At 69.6% G+C, this 21,914-nt stretch carries 17 protein-coding genes; 11 read left to right on the top strand and 6 right to left on the bottom strand.

Annotated features, from left to right (window positions below):
- Window positions 1–17: 17 nt before the first annotated feature.
- The 3 genes from H9L21_RS14465 to H9L21_RS14455 all read left to right on the top strand — a co-directional run bounded on the left by H9L21_RS14465 (window position 18) and on the right by H9L21_RS14455 (window position 3,728).
- A complete protein-coding gene (locus tag H9L21_RS14465) occupies window positions 18–974 on the top strand; it encodes a phosphotriesterase family protein (protein ID WP_154597424.1) in 957 nt (318 codons plus the stop codon).
- A gap of 220 nt (window positions 975–1,194) precedes the next feature.
- A complete protein-coding gene (locus tag H9L21_RS14460) occupies window positions 1,195–2,610 on the top strand; it encodes a DEAD/DEAH box helicase (protein ID WP_154597425.1) in 1,416 nt (471 codons plus the stop codon).
- Between the two features lie 257 nt (window positions 2,611–2,867).
- Entirely contained in the window at window positions 2,868–3,728 is an 861-nt protein-coding gene (locus H9L21_RS14455) for a poly(ethylene terephthalate) hydrolase family protein (protein WP_154597426.1), read from the top strand.
- Between the two features lie 139 nt (window positions 3,729–3,867).
- On the opposite strand, the gene metX is transcribed toward H9L21_RS14455, so the two are convergent.
- The 3 genes from metX to H9L21_RS14440 form a co-directional block, all read right to left on the bottom strand.
- A complete protein-coding gene (metX, locus tag H9L21_RS14450; RefSeq protein ID WP_187411599.1) occupies window positions 3,868–4,851 on the bottom strand; it encodes a homoserine O-acetyltransferase MetX in 984 nt (327 codons plus the stop codon).
- A 3-nt stretch (window positions 4,852–4,854) separates the two neighbouring features.
- A complete protein-coding gene (locus H9L21_RS14445) occupies window positions 4,855–6,144 on the bottom strand; it encodes a bifunctional o-acetylhomoserine/o-acetylserine sulfhydrylase (RefSeq protein ID WP_154597427.1) in 1,290 nt (429 codons plus the stop codon).
- Window positions 6,145–6,265: 121 nt separating this feature from the next.
- The gene (locus H9L21_RS14440) at window positions 6,266–7,588 is read right to left on the bottom strand and encodes an ATP-dependent 6-phosphofructokinase (protein WP_187411598.1); all 1,323 of its coding nucleotides are present in this window, start codon (window positions 7,586–7,588) and stop codon (window positions 6,266–6,268) included.
- 139 nt (window positions 7,589–7,727) lie between these two features.
- On the opposite strand from H9L21_RS14440, the gene H9L21_RS14435 reads away from it, so the two are divergent.
- Window positions 7,728–8,789: an alpha/beta hydrolase gene (locus H9L21_RS14435; protein WP_154597428.1), complete on the top strand. Its 1,062-nt coding sequence runs from the start codon at window positions 7,728–7,730 to the stop codon at window positions 8,787–8,789.
- 1 nt (window position 8,790) lies between these two features.
- On the opposite strand, the gene H9L21_RS14430 is transcribed toward H9L21_RS14435, so the two are convergent.
- Window positions 8,791–12,720 carry an Ig-like domain-containing protein gene (locus H9L21_RS14430; RefSeq protein WP_154597429.1) on the bottom strand — a complete coding sequence of 1,310 codons (3,930 nt, stop codon included), beginning with the start codon at window positions 12,718–12,720 and terminating at the stop codon, window positions 8,791–8,793.
- Between the two features lie 236 nt (window positions 12,721–12,956).
- On the opposite strand from H9L21_RS14430, the gene H9L21_RS14425 reads away from it, so the two are divergent.
- Together H9L21_RS14425 and H9L21_RS14420 are read left to right on the top strand one after the other, a co-directional pair.
- Complete coding sequence (locus H9L21_RS14425) at window positions 12,957–13,559, top strand: TetR/AcrR family transcriptional regulator (RefSeq protein ID WP_187411597.1); 603 nt, start codon at window positions 12,957–12,959, stop codon at window positions 13,557–13,559.
- On the top strand, window positions 13,556–14,347 hold the full coding sequence (locus H9L21_RS14420; protein WP_154597430.1) for a TIGR03084 family metal-binding protein: 792 nt from the start codon (window positions 13,556–13,558) through the stop codon (window positions 14,345–14,347). Before H9L21_RS14425 ends, H9L21_RS14420 begins: the two co-directional genes overlap by 4 nt.
- Before the next feature lie 45 nt (window positions 14,348–14,392).
- Here the strand turns inward: H9L21_RS14420 and H9L21_RS14415 are convergent, their stop codons facing one another.
- Window positions 14,393–15,049 (bottom strand): hypothetical protein, encoded by a 657-nt coding sequence (locus tag H9L21_RS14415; protein WP_154597431.1) that lies wholly within the window; start codon window positions 15,047–15,049, stop codon window positions 14,393–14,395.
- Between the two features lie 114 nt (window positions 15,050–15,163).
- On the opposite strand from H9L21_RS14415, the gene H9L21_RS14410 reads away from it, so the two are divergent.
- Window positions 15,164–15,520 carry a nuclear transport factor 2 family protein gene (locus H9L21_RS14410; RefSeq protein ID WP_154597432.1) on the top strand — a complete coding sequence of 119 codons (357 nt, stop codon included), beginning with the start codon at window positions 15,164–15,166 and terminating at the stop codon, window positions 15,518–15,520.
- Window positions 15,521–15,563: 43 nt separating this feature from the next.
- On the opposite strand, the gene H9L21_RS14405 is transcribed toward H9L21_RS14410, so the two are convergent.
- Entirely contained in the window at window positions 15,564–17,759 is a 2,196-nt protein-coding gene (locus H9L21_RS14405) for an ABC transporter permease (RefSeq protein WP_154597433.1), read from the bottom strand.
- 147 nt (window positions 17,760–17,906) lie between these two features.
- On the opposite strand from H9L21_RS14405, the gene H9L21_RS14400 reads away from it, so the two are divergent.
- The 4 genes from H9L21_RS14400 to H9L21_RS14385 all read left to right on the top strand — a co-directional run bounded on the left by H9L21_RS14400 (window position 17,907) and on the right by H9L21_RS14385 (window position 21,851).
- Entirely contained in the window at window positions 17,907–18,545 is a 639-nt protein-coding gene (locus H9L21_RS14400; RefSeq protein ID WP_154597434.1) for a TetR/AcrR family transcriptional regulator, read from the top strand.
- Between the two features lie 40 nt (window positions 18,546–18,585).
- Window positions 18,586–18,891 (top strand): hypothetical protein, encoded by a 306-nt coding sequence (locus H9L21_RS14395; RefSeq protein WP_154597435.1) that lies wholly within the window; start codon window positions 18,586–18,588, stop codon window positions 18,889–18,891.
- 75 nt (window positions 18,892–18,966) lie between these two features.
- Entirely contained in the window at window positions 18,967–20,703 is a 1,737-nt protein-coding gene (locus H9L21_RS14390; protein WP_187411596.1) for an acyclic terpene utilization AtuA family protein, read from the top strand.
- Window positions 20,700–21,851 carry an acyl-CoA dehydrogenase family protein gene (locus H9L21_RS14385; protein WP_154597436.1) on the top strand — a complete coding sequence of 384 codons (1,152 nt, stop codon included), beginning with the start codon at window positions 20,700–20,702 and terminating at the stop codon, window positions 21,849–21,851. Before H9L21_RS14390 ends, H9L21_RS14385 begins: the two co-directional genes overlap by 4 nt.
- Window positions 21,852–21,914 lie beyond the last annotated feature (63 nt).

Genomic DNA, 21,914 nt, shown 5'->3' with positions numbered 1-21,914 from the left:
AGATCCAAGGAGTGCGCATGGCGACCGTCCAGACCGTCAAGGGTCCGATCGACAGCAGTGATCTGGGCCGGACCCTCGTCCACGAGCACGTCTTCGTGCTGGGTGAGGAGTACCGACTCAACTACGAGGACTGGGACGAGGATCAGAAGGTCGCCGACGCGGTCCGCGACCTCAACGACCTCAAGGCGGCCGGGATCGACACGATCTTCGACCCGACCGTCCTGGGCCTGGGCCGGTACATCCCGCGCATCCAGAAGGTCGCGGCGCAGACCGACCTGAACATCGTGGTGGCCACCGGCCTCTACACGTACAACGACGTCCCGCACCAGTTCGAGCACCGGGGCCCGGGCCTGCTGTTCGACCAGCCCGAGCCGCTGGTCGAGATGTTCCTCAAGGACATCAACGAGGGCATCGCCGACACCGGCGTGAAGGCCGCCTTCCTCAAGTGCGTCATCGAGGAGCCGGGCCTGACGCCGGGCGTCGAGCGCGTCATGCGTGCCGTGGGCCAGACCAGCTCGCAGACCGGCGCGCCCGTCACCGTCCACACCAACCCGCACACCCGCTCGGGCCTCGTGGCGCAGAAGGTCCTCGGCGAGGAGGGCGTCGATCCGGCGAAGATCGTGCTGGGTCACTCCGGTGACTCCGACGACATCGACTACCTCAGCGAGCTGGCCGAGAACGGCTCCCTGCTGGGCATGGACCGGTTCGGCCTGGACGTCTACCTGAGCACCGAGAAGCGCGTCGACACGATCGTCGAGCTGGTGCGCCGTGGGTACGTCGAGAAGATCACGCTGGCCCACGACGCCTCGTGCTTCATCGACTACTTCGACCCGAAGGCCAAGGCGGAGGTCCAGCCGAACTGGAACTTCCGCCACATCCCCGACGACGTGCTGCCGATGCTGCTGGAGAAGGGCGTCAGCGAGGACGACATCGACACGATGCTGGTGAAGAACCCGCGCCGATACTTCGAGTGATCCTCCCACTCGAACCTGGAGGACCCCGGCCCCGGCCGGGGTCCTTCGGCGTCCGGGGGAGGGCGACGAGTCGGGGCTCACGTCGGCACGATGAGGCCGTCGCCGCGTGCGGCTGCTAGGGTCGAAAGGTGAACGCGCCTTTCGAGCGCTGTTCCGGCCCGACGATGTTGCGCGGAGAATCGCGCCCCTGGCAAGCGGGCACATCATCGATTGAGACCCCTTGACCCTGATTGACAGCAGCCCTGTGCTGCCCACGTTCAACGACTTCAACCTCGCCGACGGCCTCGTGCGCAAGCTCGCCATGCAGGACATCGTCAACCCGAGCCCCATCCAGCAGGCCGTCATCCCGGCCGCGCTTGAGGGCCGCAACGTCCTCGGCCGCGCCCGCACCGGATCGGGCAAGACGCTCGCGTTCGGCCTGCCGGTCCTGGCTCGCCTCGCCGGTGGCACCAGCCGCCCCAAGGCGCCCCGCGCGCTGATCCTGCTGCCCACCCGCGAGCTGGCCATCCAGGTGCACACCGCCCTGCTGCCGCTCGTGCAGAAGCTCGGCCTGAAGCACACCACCGTCTACGGCGGCGTGCCGATCAACAAGCAGATCAACGCCATGAAGGGCGGCGTCGACCTGGTCATCGCGACTCCCGGTCGCCTGACCGACCTGCTCGACCGTCGCTGCATGACGCTCGACGCCATCGAGATCACCGTCCTCGACGAGGCCGACCACCTGTGCGACCTCGGTTTCTTCAAGCCGATCGACGCGCTGCTCTCGCGCACCCCCGCGGGCAGCCAGCGCCTGCTGCTGTCGGCCACGCTCGACGGCGACGTCGACAAGCTCGTGAAGCGGCACCTGCCGCAGCACGCGCTGTTCGAGGTGGACTCCACCGACGACAACGTCGAGACGATGGAGCACCACGTGCTCGTCACCGAGGCGACCGACAAGACCCGCGCGGCCTACGAGCTGCTGAGCGCCAACCCGCGCAGCATCGTGTTCACCCGCACCCGTCGTGGCGCGACGCGCTTGGCCAAGCAGCTGAGCATGAAGGGCGTCACCGCCGTCGACATGCACGGCGACCTCTCGCAGCGTCACCGTGAGCGCAACCTGGCGCAGTTCAGCCGGGGCGACGCGTCCGTCATCGTCGCGACCGATGTCGCCGCGCGTGGCATCCACGTCGACGGCATCGGCCTGGTCGTGCACTACGACGCCCCCGCCGAGCACAAGGCGTACCTGCACCGCTCGGGCCGCACCGCCCGCGCGGGCGAGTCCGGATCCGTCGTCACGATGACGACGCCCGCCGACCTGCGCGACGTCATGATGCTGCAGCGCAAGGCGGGCGTCACCGCTCGTCACCACAACGCCTCGTCGGCTCCGTCGCCGATGACGGCCGAGTCGCTCTCGACCGCCGGCACCGAGGCGCCCGAGATGGCCTCCGACTCCCGCTCGCGTGGCGGCAGCCAGGGTGGCCGTGGCGGTCAGAGCCGCGGTGGCCAGGGTGGTCGTGGCGGTCAGAGCCGTGGCGGCTCGGGTCGCGGCGGCCAGGGCCGCGGTGGACCCGGCGGTCGCCCGCAGGGCTCGCGCACGCCCGGTCGTCGCCGTGACGGTGCGCCCACCAGCGCCCCGACCAGCGCGCGGAGCAACTGACTCCCAGCGCGACATCCCACGAGGGCCCCGGCACACGCCGGGGCCCTCGTGGCGTCCGCGCTCGTCGTTGTCTCGTGATGTGGCACAGGTCACAGCAGGCCCTTGACATTGCCTCGCGCCCGTCTGCATGGTGAGTTCACCAACTATGTGCACCTATGGTGCAGATATCTTGGATCGGCCCGTCATCGGGGGGCAAGCCACGTGTTTGAGACGAGCTCGTCCCGTCGGTTCGATCCAGACCGTCAAAGGAGACGAGCATGAAACTGTCCAGACTGATCGCGATGGCGTTCGCCAGCGCGGCACTCACCGTGGGTGCGGCAACCCAGCCGGTCGCGGCGGCCGACAACCCGTACGAGCGCGGTCCGAACCCGTCCAACAGCAGCATCGAGGCGTCGCGCGGCCCCTTCGCGGTGAGCACGAAGACGATCTCGTCGTTGTCGGCCCGTGGTTTCGGTGGCGGCACGATCTACTACCCGACCTCCACGGCGGAGGGCACCTTCGGTGTCGTCGCGATCTCGCCGGGGTACACCGCGGGGCAGTCCACGATCTCGTGGCTCGGTCCGCGCATCGCCTCGCAGGGGTTCGTCGTCATCACGATCGACACGAACAGCCGGTTCGACCAGCCCGGCTCGCGCGGCAACCAGTTGCTCGCGGCGCTGGACCAGACGATCGCCGACACGACGGTCCGTAACCGGGTCGACGCCTCGCGGCAGGCCGTGATGGGCCACTCGATGGGTGGTGGCGGCACGCTCGAGGCCGCCAAGTCGCGTCGCTCGCTCGAGGCGACGGTGGGGCTGACCCCGTGGAACCTCGACAAGTCGTGGCCTGAGGTCGAGGCCGCCTCGCTCGAGATCGGTGCCCAGAACGACTCGATCGCGTCCCCCGGATCGCACGCGATCCCGTTCTACAACTCCCTGACGAACGCCGAACGGCGTGGATACCTGGAGCTGCGGGGTGCCAGCCACTTCGCACCGAACACCAGCAACACGACGATCGCGAAGTACTCGATCGCCTGGCTCAAGCGCTACGTCGATGACGACACCCGCTACGAGCAGTTCATCTCGCCCGGTCCCAGCCCGTCGCTGCCGAACGGCATCTCGGACTACCGCATCGACTGACACAGGACGTCGGGGCCGGCCTTGGGGGCCGGCCCCGACGTGTGTCCGCCCGCGGTGGGGTCAGGAGTCGCGCAGCTCCTCGTACAGATCCGGGTTCTTCAGGCTGGATCGGCGCGACTCGCGTCCGGACCGGAGGGGGTCAGTGCAGCAGGAGGTCGTGGGCGAGCGCGCCGACCTGCTCGTGCTCGATGAGGAACCCGTCGTGGCCGTGCGGCGAGTTGACCACGGCCAGCGGCTCGGCGGTCGGAATCAGGTCGGCCAGCTCCTGCTGCTGGTACGGCGGGTACAGCCGATCGGAGTCGATCGCCGCCACGACGGTGCGCGCGGTGACCCGGCCCAGGGCGGCCGCGAGCCCGCCCCGACCGCGACCGACGTCGTGGCTGTTCATGGCGTCACCGAGGGCGATGTACGACCAGGCGTCGAAGCGCTTGACCAGCTTCTCGCCGTGGTGCTGCAGGTACGACTGGACGGCGAACCGGCCGTCGGGCTGGACCTCGCGACCGAACCGCTCGGCCAGCTCGGCCTCGCTGCGGTACGTGGTGTGGGCGATCCGGCGTGCCAACTCGAGCCCGGCCACCGGTCCGGCGGCGCGGATGATGTCGGCCTGGGTCGTCGTCCAGGCGATCTGCTCGGCCGAGGCGTAGGCCGAGGACGCCAGCAGGAACAGCCGCTGCACCCGCTCGGGGTACATGACCGCCCATTCGACGGCCCGCATGCCGCCGGCCGAGCCGCCGATCACGGCGTGCCAACGGTCGATGCCCAGGTGGTCGGCGAGCATCGCCTCGGCGGCGACCTGGTCGCGGACGGAGACGGCGGGGAACCGGTTGCCCCAGGCGCGGCCGTCGGGGCCCTCGGACGCAGGTCCGGTGGTGCCCTTGCAGCCGCCCAGGATGTTGGCCGCGACGACGAAGAAGCGGTCGGTGTCGACGCCCAGGCCCGGACCCACGACCTGGTTCCACCAGCCGTCCGGGCCGGCCACGATCGAGTCGCCGGTCAGCGCGTGCAGGACGAGGACGGCGTTGTCGCCGGTGAACTCACCCCACGTGTCGTACGCGACCTCCAAACGTGGGAGGACCTCACCCCCTTCGAGGGTGAGGTCTCCCAGTGGCTGGATCGTGCTCACGGACTACTTCGCCGCGCGGAAGCCGGCGTCCAGGTCGGCGAGGATGTCGTCGATCCCCTCGATGCCGATCGCCAGACGGACCAGGCCCGGGGTGACGCCGGTGGCGGCGTGCTCCTCGGGCGTGCCCTGCGAGTGGGTCGTGCTGGCCGGGTGGATCGCCAGCGAGCGGACGTCGCCGATGTTCGCGACGTGGCTGAACAGCTCGAGGGCGTCGATGAAGCGACGGCCCGCGTCGATGCCGCCGGGCAGCTCGAACGTGAGCACGGCGCCGGAGCCGCGCGGCGTGTACTTGTCGGCCAGCTCCTTGTACGGGTTGCCGTCCAGGGAGGCCCAGGTCACCTTGGCGACGTCCTCGCGGGCCTGCAGCCACTCGGCGACCTTGCGGGTGTTCTCGATGTGGCGCTCGATGCGCAGGCTCAGGGTCTCGAGGCCCTGGGCGATGAGGAACGCGTTGAACGGGGCGACGGCCGGGCCCACGTTGCGCAGGTACTGCACGCGGAGCTTGGTGATGTACGCGGCCGGGCCGAGGGCGTCGGCGAACACGAGGCCGTGGTAGCTGGCGTCGGGCGTCGTGAAGCCGGGGAACTTGTCACCGTGCGCCGCGTAGTCGAACGTGCCGCCGTCGATGACGACGCCGGCGATCGCCGTGCCGTGGCCGCCGATGTACTTCGTGGCCGAGTGCACGACCGTGTCGGCCCCGTGCTTGAGCGGGTTGAGCAGGTACGGCGTCGCGACGGTGTTGTCGACGATGAACGGGACGCCGACCTCCTTCGCGACCGCGCCGATGGCCTCGAGGTCGAGGATGTCGCCCTTGGGGTTGCCGATGGTCTCGCCGAAGAACACCTTCGTGTTGTCCCGGACGGCGGCACGCCACGCATCGGGGTTGTTGTTGTCCTCGACGAACGACACCTCGATGCCGAGCTTCGGGAACGTGTGGCGCAGCAGCGAGTCGGTGCCGCCGTAGAGGCTGGCCGAGGCCACGATGTGGTCGCCCGCCTCGGCGACGTTCGTGAGCGCGCCGGTCGTGGCGGCCTGGCCCGAGGCCACGAGCAGTGCGCCGACGCCGCCCTCGAGGGCCGCGAGGCGCTCCTCGACGACGCCCTGGGTCGGGTTCATGATGCGCGTGTAGATGTTGCCCGGCTCGGCCAGTCCGAAGAGGTCGGCAGCGTGCTGGGTGTCGCGGAACTGGTACGAGGTGGTCTGGTAGATCGGCAGCGCGCGCGCACCCGTGGTGGGGTCGGGCGTCTGGCCGGCATGGATCTGCTTGGTCTCGAACGACCAGTTCTCGCTCATACGTGCTCCTTCGGCGTCGGGGTGACAGGTCGAGCCTGTCACCCTTCGCCTCAGTCTTCTGGGTGTCTCACCATGTGGGAACGGTGTCCACCCCTCAAACTCGACGCTCAGGCTGCGTCGATCACGACATGTCGAACGGCTGGGCCGTGGACTCGAGCACCGAGAGCCACAGGTCACCGTCGGGGTTGACGTTCTGGGTGTTCTTGACGACCACCGAGATCGGCACGTGGGCGAACCGGTGCCGCGGTCGGCCGATCACCATGTCGGTGCGTCCGGCCATGGCCGCGTGGACGGCCGCCTGCGCCAGCCGGGTGCAGTAGACCGAGTCGGCGGCGTCGGCGGGGACCGAGCGGATCATGTAGCCCGGGTCGAAGTAGCGCAGCGTGAGCGGCTCGTCGTGGTCCTTGAACTCGCGGGCGATCTGGGCTCGCAGGAACCCGGCGAAGTCGCCCAGGATCGGGTTGCCGCTGGCGTCCTTGCGCCGACTGGCCGGCACCAGGTCCTGGCCCGCGCCCTCGGCCAGCACGATGACGGCGCTGCCGCGCTCCTTGACGCGCTTGCGCAGGGACGCGAGCAGCCCGTTCTCGCCCGAGAGACTGAAGGGCACCTCGGGGATCAGCACGAAGTCCGCGTCGTGGTTGGCCAGCGCCGAGTAGCAGGCGATGAACCCGGCGGCGCGCCCCATGACCTTGACGACGCCGACGCCGCCGATGGCCGCCTCGACCTCGACGCGCGCGCCCTTGATGGACTCGGCCGCCTTGGCGTACGCGGTCTGGAAACCGAAGCTCGTGCCGATCAGCGGGATGTCGTTGTCGATCGTCTTGGGGACGCCGACGACGGCGATGTCGAGCTCGCGGTCGAGCGCCTCCTCCGCGATCGCGTGGGCCCCGCGCATCGAGCCGTCACCGCCGATGACGAAGAGGATGTCGATCTGGCGGTGGACCAGGTTGTCGACGATCTGCGGAACGCTCTGGCCGCCGCGCGACGAGCCCAGCACCGTTCCGCCGCGATCGGTGATCGTGTCGACGAAGGCGGGAGTCAGCGTGATCGGGTCCGGAGCCTTGCCGGGCACGAGACCTGCGTAGCCGTTCCTGAACCCGGTGATGTCGGTGACGCCGTAGTGCTCGAACAACTCCAGCACGATGGCCCGGATGACGTCGTTGAGGCCGGGGCACAGACCGCCGCACGTGACGATGCCGACCTTGGTCTTCTTGGGATCGAAGAAGATCTTGCGGCGCGGACCGCCCGGCTCGAACGAGGGGACCTCGGTCAAGGGCGTGTCACCCCGGGCCGCCAGCAGCGAGATCGTGTCGTCGATGAGGACGCGATCGGTCTCGGCGACGTAGTACGTGTTGGTGGTGCGGTTCGCGACATACTCGGACAACGGCGAGTCGTACCGGCACTCGCCGAGAGTGCGGACCTGTAGTTCCTCGAGCGTCACCACGCCCTCAGGCTATCGGAGCCGCCGGGTTCGCACGTGCCTCGTGTGATCGGGCCGCTCGTCCAGGGCGTCCCACGGTGCCCCGCCGTACAGTGAAGTGGTGGCTCCTCGCTCGCAATCCGGCTCAGGACGACGTCGTCCGATGCGTGCCGTGCACACCGCGGCGACGCTCCACGACGACCCCACGCCGCTGGCCCGGATGGTGGATCGCGGCGCCCGGATGACGGTCAAGCCGCTGCTGCGCCTGGCGCCCGTGCACGAGCGCACGTTCCGCCGGCTCCAGCGGTTCTCGGCGGCGGTCAATCGTGGCGGGTCGCCCGACATCACGGCCGAGGTCGGCCCGATCGGCGGCGTGCCGGGCGAGGTGCTGACCCCCGGCGACGGCCCCACGACCGGCCTGCACCTGCTCTACCTGCACGGCGGCGGCTTCTTCACCGGCAGCATCCACTCGTACCGCTCGATGCTCGAGGAGATCGTGCGCGTCACCGGCGGGACGATCTACGCCATCGACTACCGCCAGCTGCCCGACCATCCCGTCGCCGACTCCGTGCAGGACGCGATCAGCGCCTACGAGGACGTGGTTCGACGGGCGGGGAATCCCGAGAAGGTCGTCGTCGCAGGCGACTCCGCCGGCGGGTACCTGACGATGAAGGTCGCCGAGCTGGCCCGCCGTCGGGGCCTCCCCGCGCCGGCCGCGCTGATGGCCTTCTCGCCGCTGTTGAGCCTCGAGCCCGACCGCCAGGACAAGAACGTGCTGCGGGTCGACAAGGTCCGGGAGGCGATCCTCCCCATCGCACGGGTGGCCGCGCTGCGCCGGCTGTGGCTGCAGGACGACGCGATCATCGAGGGCTTCGCCGACCCGCTGCACGCGACCGCCTACATCACCTCGCCCACCCACCGGGTGGCCGTCGAGGACGAGTTCCTGCGCCCCGAGGTCGAGGCGTTCGCGCTGCTGCTCGACGACAAGGACGTCGAGGTCGACGTGCACCTGTGGCGGGGGCAGTTGCACGCGTTCCCGATCATGGCCGGATACCTGCCCGACGCCGATCTCGCGATCGAGCTGGCCGCCGAGTTCGCGCTCACCCACATCGGCGAGCCCCCGGCCGTCGAGATCGACGACACGGGGGCCCGTTCCGAGCAGCTCGAGGGGGAGTTGGCGGCCGAGCCCACCCCCGAACGTCAGCGCTTCTTCCAGAGGCGGTAGGTCAGCCGGTGACCTTCACCTTGATGACGTGCAGCTTGCCGTTCTGCGTGTAGCCGAGGTTCCACGCGCGGGTCCAGCTCGTCGACATCGACATGCGCACGCCGAGCGCCCACGTCTTCTTGCCGGCCTTCTTGAACGGGACCGAGCCGCGGTGCGGCGTGCCCGGGGCCGGGGTGGCGTAGACGTAGTACGGGCGGGCGCCCTTCACGACGAGGGTGTACGTCTCGCCGCTCTTCACCTGATAGGTGTCACCGACCTTCTTCGCCCCACGGATCGTGGCGTCCGCCAGGCGGTATGCGACACGCTTCGTCCGGACGTTGCCGGCCACGTCGGTCGCCTTCGCCGTGACGACGACCTTGTTGCCCTTGCGCTTGCTGCGGATCTTGCAGGCCTGGACGCCCGAGTGGGAGTCCTTGGCGACGCAGGTCGGCTTCGGGGGGTCGAAGTAGCTGCGGCCTGCCTTGACGCCCTTGATGGCGACGCGGGGCTTGGTTCGGTCGACCTTGAACGCGGCGGTGACGGTGGCGATGCCTCCGTCGGTCGTGTGGATGGTGCGGGTGACGCTGCCGGCACCCTGCCTGATGACGGTGACGGGCGGGGGACACGCCGCGACGAGCTCGGCGCTCTTCGTCTCGCAGGTGAACGTGACGGTGACCGGCGTGCGGTGCCAGCCGTTTCGTGCCTTCGTGGTCGAGCCGACCCGGGCTGTGATGACGGGGTTGGTGCGCGCCGTCGAGGTCACCGACGCGGTGAACTCGGTGCTGCCGACGTACTGGGCCGAGACCGCGTAGTCCTGTCCGTCCGGAGTCGTGCGGGCGAGTGTGGCGACGCCATTGGTCAGGGCGGCGGTGCCGACCTTCGTACCGTCGACGAAGAAGTTCACGTCGCCGGTCGGGGTGCCGACGCCGGGGGCGACGACCTCGACGGTGGCGGTCAGCTCGCTCGGCGTGACCTTGACCGTGGTGGTGGTGGTCGCGGCCGACACCGTCACTGACGCAGAGTCCGAGCTGCGTGCATAGACGTAGTTCTCCTCGGGCGACCAGGTCGCCTCGACCTGGTGGGCGCCGACGCCGAGCTCGAGCGGCAGCGAGGCGCGGCCGTCGCTGTCGTAGGTGACGTGGTCGACGATGTCGCCGTCGACCCGGAACTCCACGACGCCGCCGGCGTCGTCCAGCGAGCCGCCGGTCGTGGCGAGCTGCGCCGTCGCGGTGGGGACCTGGCCGAAGACCGGGTTGGCTGGCGTGAACGTCAGGTCGACCGACGTCGCGAACGCGTTGACCTCGATCTCCTGCTCGACCGGGTCGGCCGGGAAGTGACTCGAGGAGCCGACCTGGTTCGCCACGACGATGCAGTCACCGCCGTGGAACGTCACGGTCGAACCGCTGACGGTGCACCGATCCGTGTTCTTCGAGCTGAAGGTGACCGGGTTGCCCGAGCTGCCTCCGGTCGCGGTCACCGTGTACGTGTCGCCGGGGTACGCGTCGGTCGGCGGGGTCGAGGTGAACGTGATGTCCTGGGACTGCTTCTCCAGCACGGTCAGTGTCGCCGAGTCCGTGGAGCCGGCGTACGTCGCCGAGGCGGTGGGGACGTAGGTCGCGGCGACCTCGTTGTCGCCGATCTCGCCGGTCAGCTCGGGGCTGACCGCGCGTCCGTCGGTGTCGATCTCGACCGGGTCGCCGACGTCGGTGCCCTCGACCGCGAACTGCACGGCGCCACCGGCGGCGCTCAGCGAGCCGGCAGCGACCGTGACCTGCGCCGTGGCCGTCGTGGTCTGCTCCTCATGGATCGTGTCGGAGCCGAGCGAGAGCGACAGGGTGCTCGCGATCTTCGTGACGGTGATGCTCTGGGTGGCCGACCCCGCGGCGTGCAGGCTGTCGCCGGCTTGGGCGGCCTTGACGGTGCAGGTGCCGACGCCGGTGAAGGTGACGGTGCTGCCGCTGACGGTGCATGCATCCGGGGTCGTCGAGGAGAACGTGACCGGGTTGCCCGAGCTGCCTCCGGTCGCGGTCACCGTGTACGTGTCGCCGGGGTACGCGTCGGTCGGCGGGGTCGAGGTGAACGTGATGTCCTGGGACTGCTTCTCCAGCACGGTCAGTGTCGCCGAGTCCGTGGAGCCGGCGTACGTCGCCGAGGCGGTGGGGACGTAGGTCGCGGCGACCTCGTTGTCGCCGATCTCGCCGGTCAGCTCGGGGCTGACCGCGCGTCCGTCGGTGTCGATCTCGACCGGGTCGCCGACGTCGGTGCCCTCGACCGCGAACTGCACGGCGCCACCGGCGGCGCTCAGCGAGCCGGCAGCGACCGTGACCTGCGCCGTGGCCGTCGTGGTCTGCTCCTCATGGATCGTGTCGGAGCCGAGCGAGAGCGACAGGGTGCTCGCGATCTTCGTGACGGTGATGCTCTGGGTGGCCGACCCCGCGGCGTGCAGGCTGTCGCCGGCTTGGGCGGCCTTGACGGTGCAGGTGCCGACGCCGGTGAAGGTGACGGTGCTGCCGCTGACGGTGCATGCATCCGGGGTCGTCGAGGAGAACGTGACCGGGTTGCCGGAGCCGCCGCCGGTTGCGGTCACCGTGTGGGTGTCACCCGGGTAGGCCTTGGTCGGGGCAGTCGACGTGAACGTGATCTCCTGATCGACCATCTGGCAGTGGTCGCCGATGCGGAGGGTGACCCTGAAAGCAGTGTCTCCGTACGCGTGCTCAACGTTGGTGTAGTCCGGGGTGAGGCTGGCGACCCCCGTCCCCGATTCGGGCTGGTGGTAGAACGTGACCAGGGGTGCTGTCGTGTTGTCCCGCTTTACGTAGGAAGCGGTGAGTACGCCGGTGTCGGGATCGATCTGCCACAGGCCCGTCTGTACTTCCCCGAGTACGTGCTGGCTAGGCATGACGGCGACGGCCGAGGAGCCCCCCAGCGCGCTGAAGGAGGTGTCGGTACCCACGGCCGTCGTGGGTGCCGACACGTGCCGGAGCTCTTGTTGGGTTCCCTCGGCGATGGTCACCCCGATGGCCGAGGATTTCGAGGTCGTGATGCTCATCGGGAAGTTGGGGCCGAGGCATCCGAGGAGGACGTCGTCCTTCAGCACCTGGATGTGGCCGGTGCGAGTCTCGCGCTCGACGACGGAGATGTTCTGGGTGGCCGACCCGGCGGTGAACCCGCCGCCCGCAGCCTGGGACGCCCTGACGGTGCAGGTGCCGACGCCGGTGAAGGTGACGGTGCTGCCGCTGACGGTGCATGCATCCGGGGTCGTCGAGGAGAACGTGACCGGGTTGCCGGAGCCGCCGCCGGTTGCGGTCACCGTGTAGGTGTCACCGGGATGGGCCTTGGTCGGGGCCGACGACGTGAACGTGACGGACTGTGGCAGCTCGACCGGTCCGGAGCAGGCCTCTCCGAGGCGGAAGGTCACAGCCACTGTCCGGCTAGGCCCGTACGCGCTGATGAACCGCTCGAGGTCGGGGGCCAGCCCGATGGACCGGTTGATCCCGTCGTCGTGCTTCCACGCGTGGACCTGTTGCGTGGAGGAATCCGGCCAGGTCCAGGTGGTAGAGAGCACCTTCGTCACGGGGTCGATGCTCCACAGTGCGGATTGGTTCCACGGCTGAGGAGTGTCCACCACCAGGAGGCTGTGGGTCGCCGGGTCGCCCTTCGTCATGAGGTCGGTCTCGCCGGCGAGGCGGAACTCAGGGTCGTTCGCGAGAGCGAGCACTTGGTGGGCGCCCTCGCTGATCGTGAAGTCATGGGCGCGGGAGGCGGCCGTCGAGTACTCGGCGACATGGCTGCTGTCGCTCTCCGCGACACAGCCGATGATCTGGCCTTCAACGATCACCTGGAGGTGACCGCTGTGGATCGGGGTGGCGGCCTGAGCCGCAGGGGAGAGGGCCACCGCAGCGCCGCTGACCATGAGCGCACTGGCGATGACCGAGGTGAAACGGTGGAACATAGGGTCACTCTCGGTGCGGAGGAAGACGAGCAGACGGCTCAGCCAGCCAAAACGTTACTCACTACTCCGGTCTCAAGAGTGTAGTTGTGACACATTCGTCACAACTTGTCGCGGAACGGCACCGAACTCTCGTGAGGTCGGGCGCGCGTGGCGCTGCGGCGTAGGGGTAACGAGGCGGGCACTGACAAGAAACCAACAGACTTGACTGTTTCTTTCGCCGAGGTCATGCTGTCGGGGTGACGGAAAGCCCTGCCAGGACACCGCAGACCGAGCGGACGCGGCTCATGCGCCAGCGGCTGCTCGAGGCCACGGTCGACTCGCTCGTCGAGTTGGGCTGGGCCGGGACGTCGACCACGATCGTCAGTCAACGCGCCGGCGTCAGCCGCGGCGCCCAGCTGCACCACTTCCCCAGCAAGCAGGACCTGGTGGTCGCCGCCGTCGAGTACATCGCCGAGCGACGCCGCGAGGAGCTGTTCGTCGACCTCGACCTGCTGCCCGAGCAGGGCCGCACCCGCGCCGTGCTGGACCTGTTGGCCGGTCAGTTCACCTCCCCGGTCTTCCTCGCCGCGCTCGAGCTGTGGGTCGCGGCGCGCACGGATCCGGACCTGCAGGCCAAGGTCGCCCCGTTCGAGCGCCGCGTGGGCCGCGAGACGCACGCCCGCGCGGTGGAGCTGCTCCAGGTCGACGAGTCGCGTGGACGCAACCGTCAACTGGTCCAGGCCACCCTCGACCTGCTGCGTGGCCTCGGCCTCGCCGCGACCCTGACCGACGACTCCGCACGCCGGGCCTCGATCCTCGACGCCTGGGCCGAAACCCTCGACCGAGAACTGGAACGATGACCACTCTTGACACCGTCCTGGACGACCTGGCCGCCGAATCGCTGCAGCTGGACGGCTGGGTCGCCGGCCTGAAGCCCGACGAGTGGGCCACGGTCACCACGCCCGAGGGCTGGACCGTCGCCCATCAGGTCGCGCACCTGCACTGGACCGACGTCACCTCGACGCACGCCATCAACGACAAGGCGGCGTTCGACGCCCTGATCATGGCGGCGCTGGAGAACCCCGAGGGCTACATCGACCAGGCCACCGACGAGCTGGCACTCGAGCCGCCGGAGTCGCTGCTGCCGGCCTGGCGCGCCGGGCGTTCCGACCTCGTCGACGCGCTGAAGTCCGTCCCCGAGGGTCAGAAGATCCCGTGGTTCGGCCCGCCGATGAGCCCGGTCTCGATGGCGACCGCGCGGCTCATGGAGACCTGGGCGCACAGCCACGACGTCGCCGAGGCGCTGGGCCTCTCGGTGCCGCGCACCGACCGCGTCAAGCACGTGTGCCACATCGGCGTGCGGACGTTCGCATTCACTCACCTGATGCGCGGCGAGGAGGCGCCCGACGTCCAGCCGCGCGTCGAGCTGACCGGCCCGTCGGGCGAGCTGTGGACCTGGGGCCCCGAGGACTCGCCCGAGCGCGTCACCGGCGACGCCTGGGACTTCGCCCTGCTGGCCACCCGCCGCCGTCACCGCTCCGACGTCGACGTCACCGCCTCCGGTCCCGCCGCCGACCACTGGCTCGACATCGTCCAGGCCTTCGCCGGTCTGCCCGGCAACGACCCCAAGCCGTTGGCCGAGCGCTGACCGCTCGGCTGAGTCCGGCCGGCGCTCGCGCAGTCACCTGGGAGATCACTTCCGTGAGTACTTCACCCACGGCGTGAACGTGTTCTTGTACGGCAGGTGATCGATGCGAGCCGGTGTGTACTCGTGGTAGCCGAACTCGTCGATCTGACCGGACTGGATGGTCCGCACGTTCACCCGGACGTACTTCGGGTGGTACAGGCAGCCCTTCTTCGGCTTGACGTGAACGACGACCTTGCCGGCCTCGAGGTCGTACCGCTCGGTCACCGTCTTGCCGCACTTCCCGGCGAACGGGTAGGTCCGCCAGCTCGTGCGGTGCTTCTTCGACCCCTTGAGCGCGCGGAAGCCGCCGTCACCCGGGATGCCGACCTCCTCGGCGAACTCGGCACCGCGCGAGCGGTGGTTCGTGTCGAGCAGCAGGCGGAACTCGCCCACGGGGGTGGTCTCCGCGTCCCAGTCGACTGCCTTCATCTTCACGGTGATCCGTACGCCCTTGGCGTTGTTGACCACCTTGACCTTGTAGAGGTCGAAGGCGCTCGTCCCGCCGCCGAGCGGATCGGTCGTGGTGCGTTCCTGCGCCTGGGCGGTCGGCGCGCCGGCGAGCAGTCCGACGGCGATCGCGGCCGACAGGAGGAGGGGCCGGATGAGTGGCCGCCTGCCCCGCGAGGCGTTGTTGATGTTCGTGGTCGCTGGGTTCCTGGGCATGAGATTCTCCGTCGTCGTGAGTCGCTGGTGTCGCCGATGGAGAGACGGGCGCGAGCGAATTCGTACCGCCGCCACGTATTGGAATGCGGCGGGCCTGCGGCGAGGATGTCGACCATGACGAAGAGCAAGCGCCTCGACGTGCTCGATCGCTACATGGAGGGGTTCCGCCGTAGCGACCACGAGATGGTGCTCGGCTGTCTGACTGATGACGTCGTGTGGCACGTGCACGGCGTGCGCACCACGACCGGGAAGGCGGAGTTCGACTCCGAGATCGAGAACCCGGATTTCGCGGGCAGCCCGGAGCTCACGGTCGACCGCACCATCGAGGCCGGCGACGTCATCGTGATCACCGGTGCTGGAGTGGGCCACCACCGCCAGGCTGGCCGCTTCGGCTTCGTCTACAGCGACCTGTTCACCTTCCGCGGCGACCTCATCGCAGAGGTGGAGTCGTACGTCGTCCCCGTGAGTTGAGGACAAGCTCGGGCGCCTCCGACGAGGCGCCCGAGTTGATCGCTCAGTTCCGGCGGCGCGACCCCGGGCGGCGCGGTTCCGCGGCGGCGACGACGAGGTCGTCCTCGGCGTCGACGGGTGCCTTCGGCTTGCCCCGCTCAGGCATGTGGCGCGGGCCCAGGGGCGCCGGCGGGCGCGCCCCGTCCCGGTTGAGCCAAGGATCCACGAGCAGGAAGTTCACCGCGAGGCCGACCAGGCCCCAGATCGCGATGACCATGACGTCGCCACCGATGCCGACGCCGTCCAGGTAGACCACCGAGCGGGCGATGTCGACGGCCGCGGGCAGGGGCAGGATGTCGGCGAGCGGACGGAAGAACTCCGGCACCATGTAGAGCGACAGGCCACCGCCGGACGCGGGCACGCCGGCCAGCATCACGACGATCATGACCGGGACCAGGCCGCCCAGTCCGAAGACCCTGATCACCGCCGCGCTCGCCCACGCGACGGCGAAGACCGTCAGGGCACCGAAGCCGATCAGCTCCAGGGGGTGGCCGTTCACGGCGCCGATCAGGACGTCGTAGAGGAACCAGAGCCACACCGAGATCCCCACGGACCAGCCCGCCACCAGCGGCAACAGCTGTCGCGTGCGGGTCAGGTCCGGGGCGCCGCCGCGCATCACGGCGAAGAACAGGAAGCCCGCCATGATCCAGCCCATGCCGACGTACAGGCTGTTGCTGCCGTTGACGTCGTCGTCGCTCAGCGGGGCGATGTCGTCGTGCGCCAGCTCGGATCCCGATCCGGCGGCGACGGCGGCGAACATCTGCGTGACGGCCGACTGCTGACTGGAGCCCGCGCCACCGGCCGTGACCAGCGTCGGGTCCTGACCGGCCGCCGTCGGCAGCACGTAGGCCGCCACGATCTCCTGGCTGCGGACCAGGTCCTCGGCCTCGGCCGCGGAGTCCACGACCCGCAGGTCGACGAACTCACCGAGCTGCGGCTCGACGCCGTCGACGAAGGCACCGGCCTGGGCGGCGGGGCCGACCACGGCGACGGGCATGTCGGCGACCTTGGCCTCGTGCATCGAGAAGCTCATCAAGGTGACGACCGTGATCATGATGGCGAGCGGGAACATCGCGACCGCCACCAAGCGCGTGCGGTAGGGCGCCACGGGGCCTCCCGGCAGGGCGGCCAGTGGCGCGTCCGGCTCGGTGTAGAGCGGGCCGCCCACGACGAGGTGGCCGGAGCGGCGCTCCTTCACGATGGCCAGGACGAGCGCGACGACCAGCCACGCGGCGAGCGTCAGCACGTGCCTGCCGAAGCCGTCGCCATCGAAGTAGATGACCGACCGGAGCGCCTCGCCGGCAGCAGGCAGCGGCAGGATCTCGTGCATCCACTGGAAGAACTCGGGCATGGTGTGGACCGACATCGCCAGGTTCGACGACGGGACGCCGAAGATCACCCACAGCAGCATGCCCAGCAGGACGGCGAACGGACCGAGCACCTTGGTGAACAGCAGTTGCGAGACGCCGACCGCGACGACCGCGAGCGTTCCGACGCCCAGGAACAGCGGGTAGTGCCCGTCGACCGCTCCGACGACGGGTCCCAGGATGAGCCAGACCAGCGAGCTGGTCAGGGCGCCCCAGCCGACGGCGATCGGAAGGAAGCGCCGCACGCGCAGCAGGTTCGGCAGGCCGGCGAGGAGCGTGCTCAGCGGCACGTATCCGGCCAACATCATGCCCATTGCCGCGAACAGCACCATGGTGCCGGTGCCGTCGGACTCCGGCAGGGGCACGACGTCGTTGGTCTCGACCTGCCACCCGTTGGCGACCGCTGCCGGCACGAGGAGCTTGTCGACGGTGGTGGCCTGCGAGGCACCGGAGGCCATGGCGTGGTGGACCTTCGCGACCGTGCCGGACACCGGCACCTCGATCGCGCCGCCGATCTCCTGGTCCCGGATCAGCTCCTCAGCCGCTGCTGCGCTCTCGACGCGACGGACCTCGAGGGCACCGCCGGAGTCGGCCTCGAGGCCGGTGGCGAGCTGCCGGGCGGCCTCACCCTGCCCGACGACGGCGACCGGCAGGTCGCGCGGGTGCGGGTTGTGCATCGTCCCCATGTACGTCGCGTACATCATCGTGACGATCAGGAACGGCATGACGAACAGCGCGATGAGGCGGCCCTTGCGCTCGGCCGGCGTCTCCGGCGGGGGCGGCGGGTACTTCTCCTGGGCGCGCGGCTCGGCCGTTGCTGGGTCTGCTGACACGGGTGACTCCTCGAGGCGCGCACAGGCGCGAAGGGTGAAAAGGGGGATGGCCGGTGGAACCGCCACGTTCCAGCGTAAGGCACGTGGCTTAATTCGGCGGAGTCTCGCTAGGGTTGTCCTCGTCACCTCGGCTCGCGGAAGGAACTCATGGCGCGCCCCAACGCCCGGAACCTCCTGCTCGACGCCGCCGAGCGCCTGTTCGCCGAGCACGGCATTTCGACGGTCTCGGACCGTCAGATCGCCGACGCCGCCGGCAACACCAACCACTCGGCGGTGAGCTACTACTTCGGTGGTCGTCGCGGCCTGATCGAGGCCCTCCTCGAACGGCACCAGTCCGGTCTCGAGCCTCGTCGTCGCGCGATGTTCGAGGAGTCGGACTCGTTGCTGGGCGACATCCGGTCAGCGGTGATCCCGCTGACGTCGGCCTTGGCGGAGCTGCCGACGCCGTCGTGGCGCGCGCGCTTCCTCGACCAGGCGCTCCACGACCCGCCGACGGCCGAGCTGCTGCGGTCCGGGCCGTTGGGCAACCCGATGGCCGGTGCCGTCGCGCGCTCCGTCGTCCAGCGGCTGGCCCACCTCGACGCGAACGTGGTCCGGGCGCGGGCCCAACTGACGGCACAGATCATCAGCACCACGTGTGCGCAGATCGAGGAGCTCGCCGAGCGGTCCGGTGAACCGGCGCGCTGGGCCGAGGCGGGCATCTTCCTGTGTGACGCGCTCGCCGGACTGCTGCAGGCACCCATCACGTCGGACATGGCGACAGGCAACTCGCGGCCCGACGTGTGAGAGTGAACCCACTCGCGCCCCGTGTCGTCCAGGAGGATGCATGAGCTCTCGCAGCGTCCTGACCCGTGCCGCTGCCGGCGCGCTGCTGGTCAACGCCGTGCCCCACGGCGTCGCGGGCCTGATCGGCCGGCCGTTCCCCACGCCCTTCGCCGACCCGCCCGGCAGAGGCCTGTCCGGGCGCGTGCCGAATCTGGCGTGGAGCGCAGCCAACCTGGCGCTCGGCGCGGTTCTGCTGCGTGGCCATGACGGAACGTCCCGCGAGAAGAAGGTCGTCGCGGTGAGTGTGGCTGTGACCGCCGTGGCGCTGACTGCTTACTTCGGGAGCCTCGACCTCGGTACGGACTGAAGGTCGCCGGGAACGCAGCTGCGGAAACTAAAAAGCAGGCTTGACTGTTTCTTTGTGACGGGGGACACTCAACCCGTGCGTACTCTTCGTGTCGGCAACTGCTCGGGCTTCTACGGCGATCGCTTCTCGGCGATGCGCGAGATGCTCGAGGGCGGCGAGCTCGACTACCTGACCGGCGACTACCTCGCCGAGTTGACGATGCTGATCCTCGGCCGCGACCGGATGAAGAGCACCGACCTCGGGTACGCCAAGACTTTCCTCAAGCAGCTGACCGAGAACCTCGCGCTGGCGAAGGAGCGCGGCGTCAGGATCGTCGCCAACGCCGGCGGCCTCAACCCGGCCGGCCTGGCCGAGGCCATTCGCAAGGTTGCCGCCGAGCAGGGCGTCGACGTCTCGGTGGCGCACGTCGAGGGTGACGACCTGCTGGCACGTTCGGCTGAGCTCGGCTTCGGCGACGCGCTGACCGCCAATGCCTACCTGGGTGCCTTCGGCATCGCCGAGGCGCTGAAGTCCGGCGCCGACATCGTCGTCACCGGCCGCGTCACGGACGCCTCCGTCGTCGTCGGGCCGGCGATCGCCGAGTTCGGTTGGGGCCGCGAGGACTTCGACCGGCTCGCCGGCGCGGTCGTGGCGGGCCACGTCATCGAGTGCGGTGCGCAGGCGACCGGTGGCAACTTCAGCGGCTTCCTCGACATCGACACCAGCCGGCCGCTCGGCTTCCCCATCGCCGAGATCAGCGAGACCGGCGACGTCGTCATCACCAAGCACGACGGCACCGGCGGCGCGGTCACGGTCGACACGGTCACCGCCCAGCTCGTCTACGAGATCCAGGACCAGCGGTACCTGAACCCCGACGTCGTGGTCGACCTGACCAGCATCGACCTGACCGCCGACGGCGCCGATCGGGTGCGCATCTCGGGCGTACGCGGCGGTGCGCCGCCGGCGACCACGAAGGTCTGTCTCAACGCGTTCGGCGGCTTCCGCAACAGCGTCGAGTTCGTCCTGACCGGCCTCGACATCGAGGACAAGGCGGCGTGGGTGCGCCGCCAGATCGAGGCGGCTCTGGCCGGCAACCCGCCCGCCGAGATCGTCTGGGACCTGGCGCGCACCGACCACCGCGACCCCGCCTCGCAGCCCGCGGCCGCCGCGATCCTGCGCTGCCACGTCAAGGACGCCGACCAGGACAAGGTCGGCCGCGCGTTCAGTGGCGCCGCCGTCGAGATCGCGCTCGCGTCGTACCCGGGCTTCACCATGACCGCGCCTCCCGGCCGCGGCGCCCCCTACGGCATCTACCGGGCGGCCTACGTGCCGCAGTCCGAGGTGCCCCACGTGGTCGTCCATGCCGACGGCTCGCGCACCGAGATCGCCCCGCCCGCCGTCACGGCCGACCCTGAGAGCCACTTTTGGAAACGGATCCACGCAAACTCGGCAGAGAATGGTGGATCCGTTTCCAAAAGTGGCCCGGGGCAGCCGATCGCGTTGGGCCGCCTCGTCCACGCGCGCTCGGGCGACAAGGGCGGCAACGCGAACGTCGGCGTGTGGATCCCCGCGGGCCATCCGCGCCGCGAGCAGGCCTACGCCTGGCTCGAGACCTTCCTGACCGAGGACCGCGTCCGCGAGCTGCTGCCCGAGGCCGCCGACCTCGAGATCGACGTCCACCCGCTGCCGAACCTGTCCGGCATCAACCTGATCCTGCGCGGCCTGCTGGGGGAGGGCGTCGCCTCGTCGACGCGCTTCGACCCCCAGGCCAAGGCGCTCGGCGAATGGTTGCGCGCCCGCATCGTCACCATCCCCGAGGAGCTGCTCGCATGAACCCCTGGAACACCGACGAGCGGCAGGCGCTGCGCCAGGCCGTCGAGGCCTTCACCCGTGCCGAGATCGCACCGCACATCGCCCAGTGGGAGGACGACGGCGAGCTCCCGCGCGAGCTGCACCTCAAGACCGCGAAGGCCGGCTTCCTGGCCGTCGGGTTCCCCGAGGAGGTCGGCGGCGACGGCGGCGACATGATCGACGCCGGCATCGCCACCGAGGCGATGCTGGCCGCCGGTGGATCGACGGGTCTGCAGGCCAGCCTGTTCACCCACTCGATCGCGACGCCCCACATCATCGACTCGGGCAACACCGACCTGATCGACCGCTACGTCCGCCCGACGCTGGCCGGCGAGATGATCGGCGCCCTCGGCGTCACCGAGCCCGGTGGCGGCTCCGACGTGGCCAACATCCGCACCCGCGCCGTCCGCGACGGCGCCCACTACGTCGTCAACGGCGCCAAGACGTTCATCACCAGCGGCGTCCGCGCCGACTTCGTCACCACCGCCGTCCGCACGGGCGACGAGGGCCACGGCGGCATCAGCCTGCTGGTCATCGAGAAGGACACACCCGGCTTCACCGTCGGCCGCAGTCTGCGCAAGATGGGCTGGCACTGTTCCGACACCGCAGAGCTCTTTTTCGAGGACGTTCGCGTCCCCGTCGAGAACGTCGTGGGTGAGGAGAACAGCGGCTTCTACCTGATCGCCCAGCAGTTCGTCGGCGAGCGCATCAACCTCGCGACGCAGGCCTACGCGACCTCCCAGCGCGCCCTCGACCTGGCGGCCGCGTACGCCAAGGAGCGCGAGACCTTCGGCAAGCCGCTCATCGCCCGCCAGGTCATCCGCCACAAGCTCGTCGAGATGCACTCGCGGACCGCTGCCGCCCGCGCCCTGACCCGCGAGGTCGTCGAGCGCGCCCTCGACACCCCCAAGTCCGACCCGACCCTGATCCTCGACGCGGTCGTGGCGAAGAACCAGGCTGTCGCGTGTGCCGAGTTCGTCGTCCACGAGGCCGTGCAGATCTTCGGCGGCATGGGTTACATGCGTGAGTCCGAGATCGACCGTCACTACCGCGATGCCCGGATCCTGGGCATCGGCGGCGGTGCCACCGAGGTCATGAAGGATCTCGCCGCGAAGCTGCTGGGGTACTGAGTGACTCCCAGCTGCCCACCCTCGCGCCACTTTTGGAAACGGATCCACGTGTTTTCGTCCGTG

The sequence above is a fragment of the Aeromicrobium senzhongii genome (assembly GCF_014334735.1).
In the GTDB taxonomy this organism is placed as follows: domain Bacteria; phylum Actinomycetota; class Actinomycetes; order Propionibacteriales; family Nocardioidaceae; genus Aeromicrobium; species Aeromicrobium senzhongii.
The sequence above is the reverse complement of the archived record's forward strand: the minus strand, read 5'-3'. Positions and strand labels throughout refer to the sequence as shown.

What these genes read in the sequence shown, in the direction of transcription:
- H9L21_RS14465 (WP_154597424.1), top strand. Translation starts at nt 18, where the DNA reads ATGGCGACCGTCCAGACCGTCAAGGGTCCGATCGACAGCAGTGATCTG.
- H9L21_RS14455 (WP_154597426.1), top strand. Translation starts at nt 2,868, where the DNA reads ATGAAACTGTCCAGACTGATCGCGATGGCGTTCGCCAGCGCGGCACTC.
- H9L21_RS14445 (WP_154597427.1), bottom strand. Translation starts at nt 6,144, where the DNA reads ATGAGCGAGAACTGGTCGTTCGAGACCAAGCAGATCCATGCCGGCCAG.
- H9L21_RS14435 (WP_154597428.1), top strand. Translation starts at nt 7,728, where the DNA reads ATGCGTGCCGTGCACACCGCGGCGACGCTCCACGACGACCCCACGCCG.
- H9L21_RS14430 (WP_154597429.1), bottom strand. Translation starts at nt 12,720, where the DNA reads ATGTTCCACCGTTTCACCTCGGTCATCGCCAGTGCGCTCATGGTCAGC.
- H9L21_RS14420 (WP_154597430.1), top strand. Translation starts at nt 13,556, where the DNA reads ATGACCACTCTTGACACCGTCCTGGACGACCTGGCCGCCGAATCGCTG.
- H9L21_RS14415 (WP_154597431.1), bottom strand. Translation starts at nt 15,049, where the DNA reads ATGCCCAGGAACCCAGCGACCACGAACATCAACAACGCCTCGCGGGGC.
- H9L21_RS14410 (WP_154597432.1), top strand. Translation starts at nt 15,164, where the DNA reads ATGACGAAGAGCAAGCGCCTCGACGTGCTCGATCGCTACATGGAGGGG.
- H9L21_RS14400 (WP_154597434.1), top strand. Translation starts at nt 17,907, where the DNA reads ATGGCGCGCCCCAACGCCCGGAACCTCCTGCTCGACGCCGCCGAGCGC.
- H9L21_RS14395 (WP_154597435.1), top strand. Translation starts at nt 18,586, where the DNA reads ATGAGCTCTCGCAGCGTCCTGACCCGTGCCGCTGCCGGCGCGCTGCTG.
- H9L21_RS14385 (WP_154597436.1), top strand. Translation starts at nt 20,700, where the DNA reads ATGAACCCCTGGAACACCGACGAGCGGCAGGCGCTGCGCCAGGCCGTC.